The 16,494-nt window shown below is 64.5% G+C and carries 14 protein-coding genes; 7 read left to right on the top strand and 7 right to left on the bottom strand.

All coding sequences use genetic code 11. From position 1 onward, the window contains the following. Nucleotides 1–136 precede the first annotated feature (136 nt). Nucleotides 137–3,352: an ABC transporter substrate-binding protein gene (locus K420_RS19835; RefSeq protein ID WP_051453160.1), complete on the top strand. Its 3,216-nt coding sequence runs from the start codon at nt 137–139 to the stop codon at nt 3,350–3,352. 6 nt (nt 3,353–3,358) lie between these two features. On the opposite strand, the gene K420_RS0114730 is transcribed toward K420_RS19835, so the two are convergent. Continuing rightward, entirely contained in the window at nt 3,359–4,270 is a 912-nt protein-coding gene (locus tag K420_RS0114730; RefSeq protein ID WP_027458728.1) for a LysR family transcriptional regulator, read from the bottom strand. A gap of 97 nt (nt 4,271–4,367) precedes the next feature. Here K420_RS0114730 and K420_RS0114725 point away from each other — a divergent pair, with 97 nt between their 5' ends. The 3 genes from K420_RS0114725 (at nt 4,368) to K420_RS0114715 (ending at nt 7,459) form a co-directional block, all read left to right on the top strand. Then, complete coding sequence (locus tag K420_RS0114725; RefSeq protein WP_027458727.1) at nt 4,368–5,309, top strand: sodium-dependent bicarbonate transport family permease; 942 nt, start codon at nt 4,368–4,370, stop codon at nt 5,307–5,309. Beyond that, a complete protein-coding gene (locus tag K420_RS0114720) occupies nt 5,309–5,653 on the top strand; it encodes a P-II family nitrogen regulator (protein WP_232422792.1) in 345 nt (114 codons plus the stop codon). Before K420_RS0114725 ends, K420_RS0114720 begins: the two co-directional genes overlap by 1 nt. A 156-nt stretch (nt 5,654–5,809) precedes the next feature. After that, the gene (locus K420_RS0114715) at nt 5,810–7,459 is read left to right on the top strand and encodes a methyl-accepting chemotaxis protein (RefSeq protein ID WP_035854865.1); all 1,650 of its coding nucleotides are present in this window, start codon (nt 5,810–5,812) and stop codon (nt 7,457–7,459) included. Between the two features lie 91 nt (nt 7,460–7,550). Here the strand turns inward: K420_RS0114715 and K420_RS0114710 are convergent, their stop codons facing one another. The 4 genes from K420_RS0114710 to K420_RS0114695 are packed head-to-tail and all read right to left on the bottom strand — an operon-like array spanning nt 7,551 to nt 10,057. Further along, nucleotides 7,551–8,129, bottom strand: coding sequence for a YceI family protein (locus tag K420_RS0114710; protein ID WP_027458724.1), 579 nt, complete (start codon nt 8,127–8,129; stop codon nt 7,551–7,553). Between the two features lie 25 nt (nt 8,130–8,154). Continuing rightward, nucleotides 8,155–8,706, bottom strand: coding sequence for a YceI family protein (locus K420_RS0114705; RefSeq protein WP_027458723.1), 552 nt, complete (start codon nt 8,704–8,706; stop codon nt 8,155–8,157). Nucleotides 8,707–8,732: 26 nt separating this feature from the next. Continuing rightward, nucleotides 8,733–9,257, bottom strand: coding sequence for a cytochrome b (locus K420_RS0114700; RefSeq protein WP_027458722.1), 525 nt, complete (start codon nt 9,255–9,257; stop codon nt 8,733–8,735). Continuing rightward, on the bottom strand, nt 9,254–10,057 hold the full coding sequence (locus tag K420_RS0114695; RefSeq protein WP_027458721.1) for a DODA-type extradiol aromatic ring-opening family dioxygenase: 804 nt from the start codon (nt 10,055–10,057) through the stop codon (nt 9,254–9,256). The genes K420_RS0114700 and K420_RS0114695 overlap by 4 nt, the downstream gene beginning before the upstream one ends. Nucleotides 10,058–10,152: 95 nt before the next feature. Between K420_RS0114695 and K420_RS0114690 the strand changes: the two genes are divergently transcribed. The 3 genes from K420_RS0114690 (at nt 10,153) to K420_RS0114680 (ending at nt 12,233) form a co-directional block, all read left to right on the top strand. Beyond that, nucleotides 10,153–11,034: a LysR family transcriptional regulator gene (locus tag K420_RS0114690; RefSeq protein ID WP_027458720.1), complete on the top strand. Its 882-nt coding sequence runs from the start codon at nt 10,153–10,155 to the stop codon at nt 11,032–11,034. A gap of 276 nt (nt 11,035–11,310) precedes the next feature. Next, nucleotides 11,311–11,565: a GlsB/YeaQ/YmgE family stress response membrane protein gene (locus K420_RS0114685; RefSeq protein ID WP_027458719.1), complete on the top strand. Its 255-nt coding sequence runs from the start codon at nt 11,311–11,313 to the stop codon at nt 11,563–11,565. Continuing rightward, nucleotides 11,562–12,233 carry an SIMPL domain-containing protein gene (locus tag K420_RS0114680; protein WP_027458718.1) on the top strand — a complete coding sequence of 224 codons (672 nt, stop codon included), beginning with the start codon at nt 11,562–11,564 and terminating at the stop codon, nt 12,231–12,233. Before K420_RS0114685 ends, K420_RS0114680 begins: the two co-directional genes overlap by 4 nt. 120 nt (nt 12,234–12,353) lie before the next feature. On the opposite strand, the gene K420_RS0114675 is transcribed toward K420_RS0114680, so the two are convergent. Further along, nucleotides 12,354–14,372, bottom strand: a complete 2,019-nt coding sequence (locus tag K420_RS0114675; protein WP_027458717.1) for a TonB-dependent receptor plug domain-containing protein — start codon at nt 14,370–14,372, stop codon at nt 12,354–12,356. Next, nucleotides 14,369–16,492, bottom strand: a complete 2,124-nt coding sequence (locus K420_RS0114670; RefSeq protein WP_035854862.1) for a two-component system response regulator — start codon at nt 16,490–16,492, stop codon at nt 14,369–14,371. Before K420_RS0114670 ends, K420_RS0114675 begins: the two co-directional genes overlap by 4 nt. Between the last annotated feature and the right edge of the window lie 2 nt (nt 16,493–16,494).

Raw genomic sequence — 16,494 nt, 5'->3', positions numbered from 1 at the left:
GCTGAATCTATGTCTTTAGTCATAGGCTGGCGCGTGAAATTCGCCCCCCAACCGGATGGGGTCGCTTATTTTCAGACCAGCGTCAGTTGGATTTGATTTATATTAAAAATATGTCTTTTTATAACGCCTGACCAACATGCGCTTTTGGCCGGCCCTGCGCCTTTTCTTCATCCTTGGGGCCGTCCTTTGGCAACCGGCAGTTGCCGCCGAAACGGTGACCCTGCAACTCAAATGGAAGCATGGCTTCCAGTTCGCCGGTTACTACATGGCGAAGGAGTTGGGCTATTACGATGAGGCCGGGCTGACCGTCGATATCCGGGAGGCCGCTCCCGGGCAGGATGTGGTGGCCGAGGTGGTAGCCGGGCGTGCCCAGTTTGGCGTCGGGACCAGCAGCCTGGTTCTCGAACGCAATGCCGGCCAGCCGGTGGTCGTACTCGGCGTGATCTTCCAGCATTCGCCGCTGGTGTTGCTTGCCCGGCGCCACGACGCGCTGGCGAATATCCATGGCGTGGCCGGCCAGCGCGTCATGTTCGAGCCGCATGCCGAGGAGCTGATCTACTATCTGGCGCGTGAGGGGGTTCCGCTCGATAGCCTGCGCCGCCTGCCGCACAGCTTTTCGGTACAGGATCTGATCGACGGCAAGACCGACCTGATATCGGCCTATGTCACGAACGAGCCGTTTTTCATGCGGCAGGCCGGAGTCGATTACCAGATCTTCACGCCGCGGGCGGCCGGCATCGATTTCTACGGCGACAATCTGTTCACCTCGGAGACCGAAATCACCCGGCACCGGGCGCGGACCGAAGCCTTCCGCCGGGCCAGCCTGCGCGGCTGGGAATATGCAATGGCGCACCCGTCCGAGGCCATTGACCTCATTCTCGACAAGTATGCGCCACAGGCCGGGCGGGATTTCCTGCACTTCGAGGCCTCCCAGACAGCGCCCCTGATCAGTGCCGAGCTGGTGCCGCCGGGTTACATGAATCCGGGACGCTGGCGGCACATTGCCGACAGCTACGCCGAAATCGGCATGCTGCCCCGGGATTATTCGCTGGCCGGCTTCCTTTTCGACAGCGAACCGGCTGCCGACTTCAGCCACCTCTACCGTTATCTGGTCGGGGCGCTGGTGGTCAGCGTGCTGGCCAGCGGCCTGCTGTTCTACGTGATCACCGTGAATCGGCGGGAAGCGCGCAGCAAGGCTCAGCTGGCCGAGCGCACCCGGGAGGTGGAACTGCACAACAGCATCCTCAAGCTGGTCAGCGAGGGGGCGCCGCTGGGAGAGGTGCTGAACGCCCTGGTCCGGCGCGTCGAGGAGCTCCACCCGGGCTGTCTATGCTCGATCGTGCTGCTCGACGAGGAGGGGCGGCATATCCGCCATGGCGCGGCACCCAGCCTGCCGGAGTTCTACAACCGGGCGATCGACGGCGTGGCGATTGGCGACGGCGTCGGATCCTGCGGTACGGCAGCCTTTCGCGGTGAACGGGTGGTCGTCGAGGATATTCAGAACCATCCCTACTGGGCCAGTTACCGCGATCTGGCGCGACAGGCCGGCCTTGGCGCCTGCTGGTCGCAGCCCTTCAAGGACCGTACCGGGCGGGTGCTCGGCACCTTCGCCATTTACCACCGCCAGCCGACCGTACCGGGTACGGCCGAGATCGGCCTGATCGAGGATTACGCCAGCCTGGCCTGCGTCGCGGTCGAACGCGAGCTGACCGAAGCGGCGCTGCAACGCAGCCAGGCGCTCTACAAGCTGATTGCCGACAACTGCCGCGATACGATCTGGCTGCTCGAATTACCGAGCCGGAAGTTCATCTACATCAGCCCCTCCGTCGCACGCATGCGCGGCTGGACGCCCGATGAGGTCGTCAGCCAGCCATTCTCGGCCACCATGACGCCGGCGTCGTTGCAGCGCGTCGACCGGATGCTGGCCGAGCGCCTCCAGCGCCTGGCAGCCGGCGACCTGTCGGCCCGCTTCGCCACGCTGGAAATCGAGCAGCCGTGCAAGGACGGCAGCCTCATCTCCAGCGAGGTGGCCGCCACCATCATGCTCGACGAGCAGGGCCGGCCGTGGCGCATCCTGGGCGTTACCCGGGATATTTCCGAGCGCAAGCAGGCCGAGGCGGCGCTGGAAAACTACCGAGCGCAGCTCGAACGCAAGGTCGATGAGCGCACAGCCGCACTGTCCGTCGCCAAGGAAGCCGCCGAAACCGCCAGCCGGGCAAAGAGCACCTTCCTGGCCAACATGAGCCATGAGTTGCGGACACCGATGAACGCCATCATGGGCATGACCGATCTTGCCCTGCGCCGGGCGACTGACGAGCGCCAGCGCGACCAGTTGACTAAGGTGGTCCAGGCGTCCAGTCACCTGCTTGGCGTAATCAACGACATCCTCGACATCTCGAAAATCGAGGCCGACCGACTGGTCCTGGAAAACACCGTGTTCCGGCTCGGCGCCGTGGTCGACAACCTGCGTCCCCTGGTCGAAGGGCCGGCTGCCGAGAAGGGCCTGCATTTCGCCATTGACCTGCCGCCGGACCTGGCGGACTTGGCCCTGGCCGGTGATCCGCTCCGTCTTGGACAGATCCTGCTCAACCTGACAGCCAACGCCATCAAGTTCACCGCGGAGGGCCGCGTCGACGTTGCCGTGGGACGGCTGGTCGATGAGGCGGACCGAGTCAGCCTGCGTTTCACCATACGCGATACCGGCATCGGCATCGCGCCGGCCGATCAGGTGCGCCTGTTCAATGCCTTCCAGCAGGCCGATGGCTCGACGACGCGCCAGTACGGCGGCACCGGTCTCGGGCTGGCGATCAGCCGCAGCCTGGCGCGCATGATGGGCGGCGACATCACGGTCGACAGCCGTCCGGGTGTCGGTAGCGTGTTCGCCTTCACGGTGACGCTCGACAAGGCGGCCATGCCGGCCAGCGATACCGCAGCCGAGCCACGCTGGCGGGCCGCCGAGGCGATGTTGCGCGCACACTACGCCGGCCGCCGCATCCTGCTGGTCGAGGATGAGCCGGTCAATCGCGAGGTTGCCCGCGAACTGCTGGTGATGGCCGGCCTGCTTGTCGACCTGGCCGAAGATGGCCGCCAGGCAGTCGCCCTGGTCATGCAGAACGCCTACGACCTGATCCTGATGGACATGCTGATGCCCAACATGAACGGTATCGATGCCACGCAGACCATTCGCTCGCTGCCCGGTGGCGCGGATGTGCCGATCCTGGCGATGACCGCCAATGCCTTCAGCGAGGATCGCCAGCGTTGTCTCGAGGTCGGCATGAATGACCATATCAGCAAGCCGGTCGAGCCGAGACGGCTGTTCGAGACCGTCCTCAAGTGGTTGTCGGAGCGCTGAGCCGGCCTATTCGCCCGGGTTGGCCGGGCTGACCGCGGACAGCAATTCGTTCATGAAGGCATGGGCCGGCAGGGGGAGGATTTTCTGCCGCAGATGCACGACCGACCACGGCTGCTGCAGCGGAAAGCCGACGACATCGAGGATGCGCAGGCCTTCCTGTTCCGGATGATCGTCCAGCACGTGGCGGGACAGGATGGAGAGGCCCATGCCACTCGCCACCAGGTCGCGGATCGCCTCGTTGCTGCCCAGCGCCAGCTTGACCTTGAGCGAGAGACCACTGGCGGCCAGGTGGCGGTCGATTGCCTTGCGCGTGCCGGAGCCGGCTTCGCGCAGCAGGAAGGGATGGACGGCGAGATCGGCCAGGCTGAGCGGCCCAGCGGGCAGCGGCAGGCTGGCCGGCGCGACAACGACCAGCGGGTTGTCGAGAAAGGGTGTGGCGACGACATCGAGTTCCTCGGGCGGGAAGGACATGATGTAGAGATCGTCCTCGTTGGCGCGCAGGCGTTCGACGATACGCGCCCGGTTGGCCACCTCCAGCTCGATGTCGATGTCGGGGTAGCGCTGGCAGAAGGCGCCCAGCATGCGCGGCAGGAAATACTTGGCGGTGGTGACGAGGGCGACGCGCAGGCGGCCCCGCTTCAGTCCCTGCAGCGCGTCGACCGCCGACTCGAAACGATTCCAGCTGTCGTCCAGTTCGCGCGCCGTGCGCAGCAGTTCCTGGCCGGCGGCGGTCAGGCGGATTTCGCGCCCGGTTTGCTCGAACAGCGGCAGGCCAACGCTTTCCGTGATCTGCCGGACCTGGATCGACACCGCCGGCTGCGTCAGGTGTAGGGCTTCGGCGGCGCGCGAAAAACTGCCGAGCCGGGCGACGGTGACGAAGGTTTCGAGTTGGCGAAAAGTCAGGTGACGGCGCGGCATATAAGTATTTATAAATGATTTGTTCGAAAAAGTTTAATTGGATTTAATGGATTGAGGATGGAATAGTGCGGGCCATCGACATTGAATGGTGCATGCCATGCCTTTTGAACCCGTCATCCTGTTCTTCCTGCTTGGCCTGCTGGCCGGTCTGGCGCGCTCGGACCTGAAGATCCCGGCCGTGCTCTACGAATCGCTGAGCATCTTCCTGCTCCTCGCCATCGGCCTGAAAGGCGGTGTCGAACTGGCCCGCCAGTCGCTGGCCGAGCTGATCCTGCCGGCGCTGGTCATCGTCGGCATCGGCGCCGCTCTGCCGCTGATCGCCTTCCCGGTGCTGCAGCGCCTCGGCAAGCTGTCGCGGGCCGATGCCGCCTCGCTGGCAGCCCATTACGGGTCGGTCAGCGTCGTCACCTTCGCCGTCGGCGCGGCCTACCTGGCCAGCGTCGGGCAGGACTACGAGGGCTACATGGTCGTCTTCCTCGTCCTGCTCGAATTCCCGGCCCTGATGATCGGCGTCTGGCTGGCGCGGCGCGGCCAGGGCGAGTCGCCGCTCGGCAAGGTGCTGCATGAGGTGTTTGCCGGCAAGAGCATCGTGCTGCTGGTGGGCGGCCTGCTCATCGGCTGGCTGGCTGGTGCCGATGGTATCAAGCCGCTCGATCGTCTGTTCTTCGATCTCTTCAAGGGCCTGCTCGCCATCTTTTTGCTCGAAATGGGACTGGTTGCGGCCAGCCGGTTCGGTGACCTGCGGCGGGCCGGTACCTTCCTGCTCGGTTTCGCGGTGACCATGCCGCTCTTCGCCGGCACGCTCGGTGCGCTGACGGCCAGCCTGCTCGGTCTCAGCGTCGGCGGCGCGGCGCTGCTTGCCACGCTGTACGCCAGCGCTTCCTACATCGCGGCACCGGCTGCCATGCGCATCGCCGTACCAGAGGCCAACCCGGCGCTGTCGATCGGTGCGGCGCTCGGCATAACGTTCCCGTTCAATCTGGTGATCGGGATTCCGACTTATTACTGGCTGGCTCGCCAGCTCGAAGGAGTGGTGTGATGACGATGCAACCGACAACAACCTCGGCTACGCCCCCGCTGGCCAGCTACACCCGGCGGACCCTGCTCACCGTGATCTGCGAAGCCTCGATCGAAGGGCGCGTCGCGGCCGACGCCCGTCGTTTGGGGGCCCATGGTTACACCGCGAGCGATGCCCGCGGCTGGGGGCAGCACGGAACGCGCGATGGCGGCTGGCCGCTGAGCGGTAACGTGCGGATCGACATCCTGTGTGAAGCCGCCATCGCCGACGCCATTGCGGGCCACCTGCAGGCCAACTACTTCGCCAGTTATGCCATGGTCTGTTACCTGAGCGACGTATCGGTGCTGCGTTCTGACAAGTTCTGAGCGGATAGGGCGTCCGGCGTGGCGCCCTGCGTTCTGTTAACCACGCCACGACAGGGTATTGCATACTAGCCGTCGTCCCGCCACCGCCGCCTGCCGGATTGCGAACCGGCAGGCAGCGGTGGCAATTTCACGGTGAATCCGATAGACGGGGGAGTTATGCAACTGACGATCAGGCAGAAGTTGTTCGTACTCGTGTTTCTGGCCCTCCTGGCATTGCTCAGCGTCGGGCTTTTCGCTTTCCTGCAGGCGAGCAAGCTGAACGATGCATCGATCCGCAGCATGGAGCGTCATCAACTGCTCGTCGAAACCATCGACAAGGCGCGCGGTGCGCAAGTCCGCTTCAAGACGCAGGTCCAGGAGTGGAAGAACATCCTGCTCCGCGGCAAGGATCCGGAAGCCTTTGCCAAGCATCTCAAGCAATTCGACGAGGAAGAAGGCGTCGTCAAGGATCGCCTGAGGCAAGTCATGGCTTCGGCCACCCGCCTGGAGATCGCCGAGCGGCTGAAAGTTTCGGCGGTGATGGCCAGCTTCGAGGCACTGGGTCCATCCTATCGCGAGGCCTTGAAGCAATACGATCGTAGCGCGGCCGACCCGGCTGCCACCGTGGATAAACTGGTGCGTGGCATGGACCGTGCCCCGACCAAGGCGATTGACGATCTGGTCATTGAAATCCAGAAAATCTCGCAGGAAATGAATGCGGAAGAGGCTGCAATCGCGGCGGCAACCTTCTCGGCGGTCAAGACCGGCTTGATCGTTTCCCTGTTGCTCGCCCTGTGCGTGCTGGTCACGCTGTCGCTGGTCTTCGTCCGCTCGATCACCGGCCCGCTGGCCGAACTGGAAGGCACGATGACCGACATCGCCACGAGTGGCAACCTGACCCAGCGTGCCCAGGTACGCAACCGGGATGAAATCGGCCGGATGGCGACCGCTTTCAACACCATGATGGGCCAGTTGCAAAAAATCATTGGCGAGGTGCATCAGGCGAGCAAGCAGGTCGATGCCGCCTCCGAACAATTGGCTGGCTCGTCGTCCTCGCTGGCTGACGTGTCCGAACAGCAATCCAATGCCGTGGCGAGTAGTGCGGCGGCCATCGAACAACTGACGGTGGCCATTTCATCGGTCTCCGATACGGCGCAGGACGTCCAGCGCCAGGCCTCGGAAAGTGTCGAGCGGGCGGACGAGGGATCGCAGAAGGTCTCGCAACTGGTCGGCGAGGTCGCCCGGATTCACCAGAACATGGGCGAAATCGCCCGCACGGTGGATGAATTTGTCAGGAGCACGCAGGCGATTACCAGCATGACCAAGGAAGTGCGCGACATCGCCGACCAGACGAACTTGCTTGCCCTCAACGCGGCCATCGAGGCAGCCCGCGCCGGTGAGGCCGGGCGAGGTTTTGCCGTGGTGGCCGACGAGGTGCGCAAACTGGCCGAGAAGTCGGGCAAGTCGGCCAACGAAATCGATGCCGTCACCCAGTCGATCATGGCGCAGTCGGATGCCGTGCAGGCGGCCATCGATGCAGGCGAACAGTCCATCGCTGCCAGCACGCAACTGGCTGGCGAGGTGGAAGGTGTGCTTTCCCATTCCCGGGAGGCCGTGCTGCAGTCGCGGCATGGCGTGAACGACATTACCGAATCGGTCTCGGAACAGAAGGTTGCATCGACCGAAATCGCCCAGAGCATGGAGCGCATCGCCAACATGGTCGAAGAAACCAACGCAGCAGCCCAGAGCGTCAGCACCTCGACCGGCGACCTGCGGGCACTGTCCCAGAGCCTGGCCATGGCTGTTTCCGGTTTTCGCGTCGCCTAGGCCGGAGGGCAAGCGACCGGTAGCGGCTGGAGGAAAAATGAAACGCCGGCTCCTCGGGGCCGGCGTTTTTGCGTTTACCGAGGTTGAGTGGTTACTCCTTGATCGCCTCGATCGCCACCTCGATGCGCACGTCGTCGCCGACGTACGGCGCGTACTTGCCGGCGTTGAATTCGGAGCGCTTGACGACGGTGTAGGCATTGGCGCCGATGGCGTCCTTCTTGACCATCGGGTGCGGCATGGCCTGGAAGCTGGTAACGGTCAGGGTCACCGGCTTGGTCACGCCCTTCAGGGTCAGGTTGCCTTCGATCTTGGCCGGTTTGTCGCCTTCGAAAATCACGCGGGTGGACTTGAAGGTGGCGGTCGGGTACTTGGCCGTGTCGAGGAAATCCTCGCCCTGGATGTGCTCGTTGAAGGTGTCGCTACCGGTGTCGACCGACTTGGTGTCGATCACGATGTCGACCGAGCCGGTCTTGGCGACCTTGTCGAAAACGACCTTGCCGCTGTTCTTGTTGAAGCGCGACTGCTGGGTCGAGTAGCCGAAGTGGCTGTACGAAAAGCGCGAGAAGGTGTGGCTGCTGTCGGCGACATAGGTCTCCGGTGCAGCAAAGGCCGCGGTGTTAAGACTCGCAGCGGCGAGGGCGAGGGCAAGGGTGGTGAGTTGCTTTTTCATGGTGGTTTCTCCGTAGGGGTTGGGGTTACTTGCTGTTGGCGGTGATGCGGAACTTGATCACGACATCGTTGGCGACGATATCGAACTTGGCCCAGGAGCCTTCGCCGATGGAAAAGTCGGCGCGACGGATGGTGAAGCTGCCGTCGAACACGCCGGTGTTGACCTGGGGGGTGAAGGTGGCCGGCACGACGACATCCTGCGTCTTGCCCTTGATGGTCAGCTGGCCACCGACTTCATACTTGTTGCCGCCGAGCGGCTTGACGGCGCCGGAGACAAACTTGGCAGTCGGGAAGGCCTTGGTGTTGAACCACGGCTTGCCGGCAACTTCCTGGTCGCCTTCCGGGGCGCCGGTGTCGACGCTGGCCAGTTCGACCTCGAAGGTGGCCTTGGCGGTCGTCGGCTTCGTCGGGTCGAAATTCAGCTGGCTGGTGAATTTCCTGAACTTGCCATCGACCGCGACGCCCATCTGCTTGTAGGTGAAATTGATGGCGCTCTTGTCTGGCTGGACCTGGGTGTATTCGACGGCCTGGGCCGAGAAGGCAGTGGCCAGGGCAAGGGCGAGAATGATTTTTTTCATGTCGTTTCTCCGTTTGGGGTGGGGTGTCAGTGCTTGGGCAGCATCCGGGTCAGGATGTCGTCCTTGTCGATGAAGTGGTGCTTCAGCGCGGCGCCAATGTGGCCGGCCAGCACGGCGATGAAGAGGAGGTTCAGGCTCTTGTGCACCAGGGCCAGCAGGTCGCCGATCTCCTTGTTCTTGTCGAGCAGGTCGGGAATGGGCAGCACGCCGAAATAGACGGTCTGGAAACCCTTGGCCGAACTCATCAGCCAGCCGGACAGCGGGATGGCGATCATCAGCCCGTAGAGCAACAGGTGGCCGGCATGGGCAGCGAACTGCATCCGCTTCGGCATGCTGGCCGGCAGGGCCGGCGGGCGATGGGCCAGGCGCCAGAAGAGGCGGAAGGCAACGAGCAGGAAGGCAGTGACGCCGGCCCATTTGTGCCACGAATAGAGCTGCAGTTTTTCCGGCGACAGCGGCAGGTCTTGCATATAGAAGCCGAGGGCGAGCAGGCCGAAGAGCAGGGCGGCCATCAGCCAGTGCAGGGCCTTGGCGGTCTTGGTGTAGCTCATTGGGGTTCTCCTTGTTCGAAAGCGTAGGCATCCATGGCGATCACGTAATCATCGATGCCGGCATGAAAGCGCGTGGCACGGGCGTTGTCGCCGCCGGCACCGAGTGCGACATGGAAGGGCAACAGATGTTCCTCGCTCGGGTGGGCCTGCGCGCCGCCCGGCGCCTGGCGGCGGTAATCGAGCAGGGCCGGCACGTCGCCAGAGGCAACCCGTCCGGCCAGCCAGTCGGCGAACTGGCGCACGTAGGCTGGCGTCTGGCCCCCATTCTGCCAGGCGGCCTGGTAGTCGCGCAGGTTGTGTGTGAGGCTGCCCGAGCCGATGATCAGGAAGCCCTTGTCGCGCAACGGGGCGAGTGCCTGGCCCAGGCGGTAGGCCTGCTCCGGGCCGCCCCGGCTCTGTACCGAAACGGGAACAACCGGCACTTCGGCATGCGGGAACATCAGGCGTAGCGGCACCCAGGCGCCGTGGTCCAGGCCACGGCGGGCGTCGCTGGCTACCGGCAGGCCGGCCGCGGCGATGGCGGCAGCCACTTCGCGCGCGGCCTCCGGGCAGCCGGTGGCCGGGTAGCGGATGGCATACAGTGCTTCCGGAAAACCCCAGAAATCGTGGATCGTCTCCAGCTTCTCGGCAAAGCCGACGGTCGGCACCGCCGTGTCCCAGTGGGCGCTGACGATGACGATGGCGCGCGGCGAGGCCAGCATGGCAGCCTTGGTAGCCAGCGCGGCGCCGGCCGCACCGGGGTTCAGCGCGAAGGTCGGTGCACCGTGCGGGACGAAGAGGGCAGGTTGGGACGGGTTCATGGTGAGGAGTCCGTTGGCGATGGGCGTACTGTATTCGCCTTTTTTGCATCGAAATAGAGGACAATAGGCAAATCACTATTGCTAATAGGGCAACAATGGACCGACTCGATGCCATGCAACTCTTCGTCCGGGTGGCCGAACTGGGCAGCTTCGCCGCGGCCGCCCAGCAACTGGGCGTGGCCCGTTCCGTCGTTACCCGGCAGATCGCCGGGCTGGAGGCGCATCTCGGCGCCAAGCTGATGGCCCGCAGCACCCGGCGCCTGACCCTGACCTCGGCCGGTGCCGCCTACCTGGAGAAATGCCGCGTCATCCTCAACCTAGTCGAGGCGGCGGAAACCGGCATCGCGGAGGAAGGCCAGGCGCCGCGCGGCAACATCCGGCTCAGCCTGCCGCTCAGTTTCGGCCTCAAGCGCCTGGCGCCGCTGCTGCTCGATTTCTCGCGGCGTTACCCGGAAGTGATGCTCGACATGGATTATTCGGATCGCCGGATCAACCTGATCGAGGAAGGCCTCGATCTCGCCATCCGCGTCACCCGGCGGCTCGAGGCGGGCGATATCGCCCGTCGCCTCGGGGCTTGCCGCATGCTGACCCTGGCCGCACCGGATTACCTGGCGCGGCACGGCCGGCCGGCCCATCCTTCCGAACTGGCTCATCATCTCTGCCTGGGCTACACCAATGCCGGCAATACGCTGAGCTGGCAATTCGTCGTCGACGGCCAACTCGTCAGCGTCCCGGTGCGCAGCGGCTTGAACGCCAACAATGGCGAGGTACTGACCGAGGCGGCGGCGCTCGGCCTCGGCATCACTTGCCAGCCGGATTTCATCGCTGAACCATTTCTCGCCTCGGGCCGGGTGGTCGAGATCCTTGCCGATTTCCCCGGGCCGGAACTCGGCGTGCACGCGCTGCTCCCCGGCAACCGCCACGTGCCCCACCGGGTGCGGGCCTTGATCGATCATCTGGCGGCCGGCCTGGCATAACCCCAGATTGTCCATTCGGCGGCCGTACGGGCCTGCACGCGCGCTGGCGGCCGTTTTGCGGCATCTTGCCACCGTCGTTTCGCGCCCATGGAACCGCCATGGGCTTGGCGCGCCAGCGACAATCTGCTCGCAAGCCGCCTCGCCAGCATCCCGTGCCCTAATGAACAATCTGGGATAACAATTCTTTACCGTTTGCCGACAACCGCTGAAACAGCGTAGCGTTAACCTGAGTTGTCTCAACCGGCGCGCTCGCGCCACTCAAGAGGGAGGTACTTCATGGGTATCGTCTGGACCATCGTGGTCGGCTTCGTGATCGGCGTCGTCGCCAAGTTCCTGCATCCCGGCAAGGACAACATGGGTTTCATCGCCACCGTCGTGCTCGGCATGCTCGGCTCCTTCCTTGCCGGCATCATCGGCCAGGCCATGGGCTGGTATCAGGCGGGCGAAGGTGCCGGCTTCATCGCCTCGGTCGTCGTCGCCATCGTGCTGCTCGTCGTCTATGGCCGCCTGCGCGACAAGGGGGGCGTATGAACAAGAACTTGCTCGCTCCGCTGCTGGCTGCTCTGGCCTGCACCGCTCAGGCCGGCGCACTGGTCGATCTGTCGGCCGAAGCCAGCCGCCCGGCCACCAACGACATGGTGCGGGCCCGCGTCTTCAGCGAAGCCAGCGGCAGCAACCCGGCCGACCTGGCACGCCAGGTCAATGGCACGGTTGCCGAGGCGCTCAAGGCCATCCGCGAGAAGAAGGAGGTCACGGTGAAGACCGGCAACCAGTCGACCTATCCGATCTATACCCAGTCCCGCAAGATCGACGGTTGGCGCATGCGTAGCGAGCTGCTGATCGAGTCGAAGGATTTCGGCGCCGTGTCCGAACTGCTCGGCCGCCTGCAGCAGATGCGCCTGGCGGTGGGCGACATCGTCCAGATGCCGTCGCCTGAAACGCGCCGCCAGGCCGAGGACGAAGCCATGCGCGACGCCATCCACGCCTTCCGTAACCGGGCAGCGGTGGTGGCCGAGCAACTGGGCAAGGGCTGGAAGATCAAGCAGATGAATATCAACCAGGGCGGCGGTGGTCCGGTGCCGATCATGCGCGGCACCCGCGCCACCATGCTCGCCGCCGAAGCCGCCCCGGCCCCGATCGAGGCCGGCGAAAGCACGATCACCACTAACGTCACCGGGCAGATCGAACTGGACGACTGAAAGGCCTTACCGCAAAGGCGCGAAGGCGCAGAGATTCGCAGAGAAAGACAAAACCCGATCAGGTTCTATGTCATTCCTCTGCGCCCCCAGGCGTCTTCGCGGTGAAAAGCCCTTGATCGATCAGAAGTGCAGCGTGGTGCGCAGCATGGCGCTGCGCCCGAATTGCGGCATTTGCCAGCGGCGGGCGCCGAGGATTTCGTCGGTGGCGACCGGGTCGGTGTAGTGGCGGTCGAACAGGTTGTAGATGCCGAGCGCGATTTCCCACGGCTGGCCGGCCGGGGTGTAGAGCAGGTTGAGGTTGGCCAGCAGGTAGGACGGTACTTTCTGCGTACCGTAGTCGGCCGTGCGGGCGCTGATCCACTGGCTTTCCAGGCCGGCCATCAGGTGGGGAATGCCGGTCGGCAGGCCGAGGTTGGCCTTGACCATGTGGCGCGGCGAATTGTCGAAGCGGCGCGTTGCGTCGGCTGCATGCTGGATGCTGTAGCCGGTACGCAGGCGGCTGCCGTTGTTCCAGCGCTGCTCGTATTCGAGTTCGAGGCCGGTGGCCTCGACCTTTGAGCCGTCATTGACGGTCGTGCCATTCTCGTCGGTGGTCACCATCCGTGCGATGTGGAAGTGGTAAACGCTGGCCGTCAGGCGCGATTGCTGGGTGAAGCGTTTTTCCCAGGCCATTTCCAGCGAGCGCATCTTTTCAGGTACCAGCGCGGGATTGCCGTAGCTGAAGGACGGTGAGGTGTAGTAACGCTCGTAAACCGAGGGGACCCGGAAGGCGGTACCGTACAGCAGTTTGAAAATCCCGGCCTGGCCGGCATCGTGCGTCACCCCGAGGCGCGGGCTCCAGAACGAACCAAACTGGCTGACATGGTCGTAGCTGGCGCCGATGGTGAGCAGGGTGGCGGAGCCGATCTGGATTTCATCCTGCGCCATCACGGATACCTGCTGGCTGCTGCGCTGATCGTTCAGGCAGGGGTCGCTGCTCACGCCGCTGGTCGAGACGCAGCCATAGCCCCGGTCGCTATTGCGCTGGTTCTGCCGCCAGTTCGACTTGTATTCGATTCCCAAGGTGATGCGCTGGCCGTTCCATCGGGTATTGACCAGCCGGTTCTCGATACCCCACCAACTGCCCTTCGCCAGGTCGACGTTCATCAGGCGCGGGTCGGCGATGGCCGGATCAGCGGAGTAGTCGTAGGGAAAGACCCCGTCGTAGCGGTAATCACCCAGGTAGAGGCGCTGGTGCAGCGTGTTGGCAGCATTCAGCTTCCATTCTTTGCCCAGGTTGAGCAGGGTGTAGGTATCGGTTTCGGCATGGCCGTGGTCATCGGCGATGGTGTCATAGCTGGCGGTCGGCACGATGCGCTCACGCTTGCTGTGGATCAGCGAAAAGCTCCAGTCGCTGCCGCGCACCTTGGCGAACAACTGCCCGCCGTCCTCGCCACCGACGCGATGCAGGTCGCGCCGACTGCCATCCCCATTGACGTCGTCGACCGACAGCGTGCGGCCATGCACACCGAAGCCGGTGGCCGAAACCAGCACATCGGCTCCGCCGACCTGGCCGCCCCAGCTCAAACGCAGGCGGCGGTCGGCGCCGCTGCCCAGTTTGAGGCTGGCTACGCGGCCGACGCTGGTGCCGCTGCGGGTGACGACGTTGATCACGCCGAACATTGCATCGCCGCCGTAGATCGCCGCACTCGGGCCGCGGATGACCTCGATGCGCTCGATCAGCCCGAGATCGAGCGGGAAGGCCGAGTCGACCGGGGCGCTGGCGTAGATGTTGTCGTTCATCGATTGCCCGTCGATCAGGATCTGCTGGCGCGGCCGGTAGTCGCCGGGCTGCGAGATGCCGCGCACACCGCCATAGGCATAGGTGTGGTCGTCGGTGACGTTGAAACCCTGCAGGCTGCGCAGTGCGGCGCCCAGTGTGCGCCAGCCGTAGAGCCGGATGTCGGCAGCGCTGATGATCGACACGACGGACGGGATCTGATCTGGGTTCTCGGTGAATTTCGGTGCCGAAACAATGCTGACCTGCAGCAGGTCTTCCAGCGACATGTCGATGGCGTCCAGCGCCTGGGCCGGTGCGGCGGCCAGCCAGAGCCCGGCGGCGATCAGCCAGTGCAGGCGGGGGCGGGTATTTCGGCTCATGTTGACGCGGCCTCCCGGCCGGTTACGAATTCGATGAAGTCCGCTGCCGGCATCGGGCGGGCGAACAGGTAGCCCTGGAAGACATCGCAGCCGATGTCGCGCAGCAGGGCAGCCTGGGTTTCGGTTTCGACCCCCTCGGCCACCACGCTCAGGCCCAGCGCATGGCCGAGGGTGATGATCGCCTCGACCAGGGCCCGTTCACGCGTGTCGCCTTCGAGGTCGATGACGAAGGAGCGGTCGATCTTGATCTCGTCGATGTTGAAGCGGTTCAGGTAGCCGAGCGACGAGAAGCCGGTGCCAAAATCGTCGAGCGAGACATGGATGCCGCGCTGGCGCAGTTGGGCGATGACGTTTTGTGCCACATCGGCGTTCTGCATCAGCACGCTTTCGGTCAGCTCGACGGCGAGCATCTCGGTCGGCAGGCCGGTGCGCGCCAGTTGCTCGTCGAAGAACGGGATCAGCGCGTGTTCGAACAGGCTGTCGGCCGACAGGTTGATGCTGACCCGCCCAGGATTCAGCCCCCAGGCCCGCCAGTCGGCGAGCAGGTCGAAAACGTGGGCAATCAGCCATTCGCTGATCGGGTGGATCAGCCCGACTTCCTCGGCCAGCGGGATGAACTGGGCGGGCGATACCATGCCCATCTCCGGGTGCAGCCAGCGAAGCAGGACTTCCGCCCCGGCCAGCCGGCCGGTGCGGGCACACAGCTTGGGCTGGAAATAGGGTTGCAACTGGCCGCCCTGCTCAAGGGCCGTACGCAGGCTGCGCTCCAGCATCATGCGCTGGCTTGCCGCGCGGTCGTGCTGCGGGTCGAAATAGGCCACGCTCGACCCGCCACTGGCCGATGCCTGCAGCGCCACCAGCATGGCCCGGCGCATCAGGTCCGGGATGTCGTCGGCATGTTCCGGGTAAGTGGCGATACCGACGAACGGCCGGATCAGCACTTCCTCACCCTGCAGCATCAATGGCCGGCAGAGGTTCTCGACCAGTCGCCGGGCGAAGCAATCCACCTGCTCCCGGCTCATCCGGCCGGGCAGGGTGGCGACGAAGGCATGTTCGTCGTAACGCCCGAGTTTCACATCCTGCAGGCACTCCGCTTCCGTCACGCAACTGCCGTCGTGCTCTTCGAGCATGCCCTTGAGCCGGCGGGAGAGCGCCCGGATGGCCGCATCGGCGATTTCCTGGCCGAGCACGGTCTGCACTTCGCGCAGGTTGGCCAGGTGAATGAAAGCGATCGACAGGCGGTGGCCGTCGGTATCCTCACCGATTTCACGCTCGAGCAGCTCGATCAGGCGGGTACGGTTGCTCAGGCCGCTGACCGGGTCATGCCAGGCGAGGTGGCGTATCCGCTCCTCCTGGGCAACGCGCTCGGTGATGTCCTGCGTGAACCCCTCGGCCCCGACATACTGCTGCCGCTCGTCGAAACGCGGGAAGCCGCGCTCATGGACGTGGAGCCAGACACGGTCGTCGGTCGCGCTACGTAGCCGGTAGTCGATCTGGTAAGAGCGCCCCATGCGCATTTCGGCACGCTGGCGAAGCAGCACCGTGCGGTCTTCGCGATGTACGCGCAGCATCAGGCGCTGTTCCGGCACCGGCAACTGGCTGGCGCCGATGATGTCGAGGTATTCCCGCGAGGCGCGGACGATGTTGCCCTTCGTATCCATCCGCCAGTTGCCGAGGCGGGCGATCTGCTGTGTGTTGATCAGCGTGATCTGGCTGTCGTACAGCTCGCGCACGGCGAGCGACGAGCGCAGCAGGTAGCGGATGCGATGCGGCAGCAGCGGGATGTTGAGCGGCTTGGTGATGAAGTCGGTGGCGCCGCAGCGGTAGGCCTCGTCGATCGAGTCCTGGTCATCAAGCGCGGTGAGCATGATGATCGGCAGATGCTCCAGCCGGTGTCGCCGGCGGAGGATGCGACAGGCCTCGAAACCGTTCATGCCGGGCATCAGCACGTCGAGCAGCAGCAGATCGGGCACGAAGCCCTCGCTGATCATCAGGATGGCCTGCTCGGCCGACTCCGTCGTGCTGACCTCGAATTCGTGCTGTGCGAGCACCGATTCGGTAATCGTCCGCATGACGGGCTCGTCATCGACGACCAGGATGCGTGGCTTGTGGTTATCCATGC

This window comes from Dechloromonas agitata is5 (genome assembly GCF_000519045.1).
Lineage (GTDB): Bacteria > Pseudomonadota > Gammaproteobacteria > Burkholderiales > Rhodocyclaceae > Azonexus > Azonexus agitatus.
The sequence above is the reverse complement of the archived record's forward strand: the minus strand, read 5'-3'. Positions and strand labels throughout refer to the sequence as shown.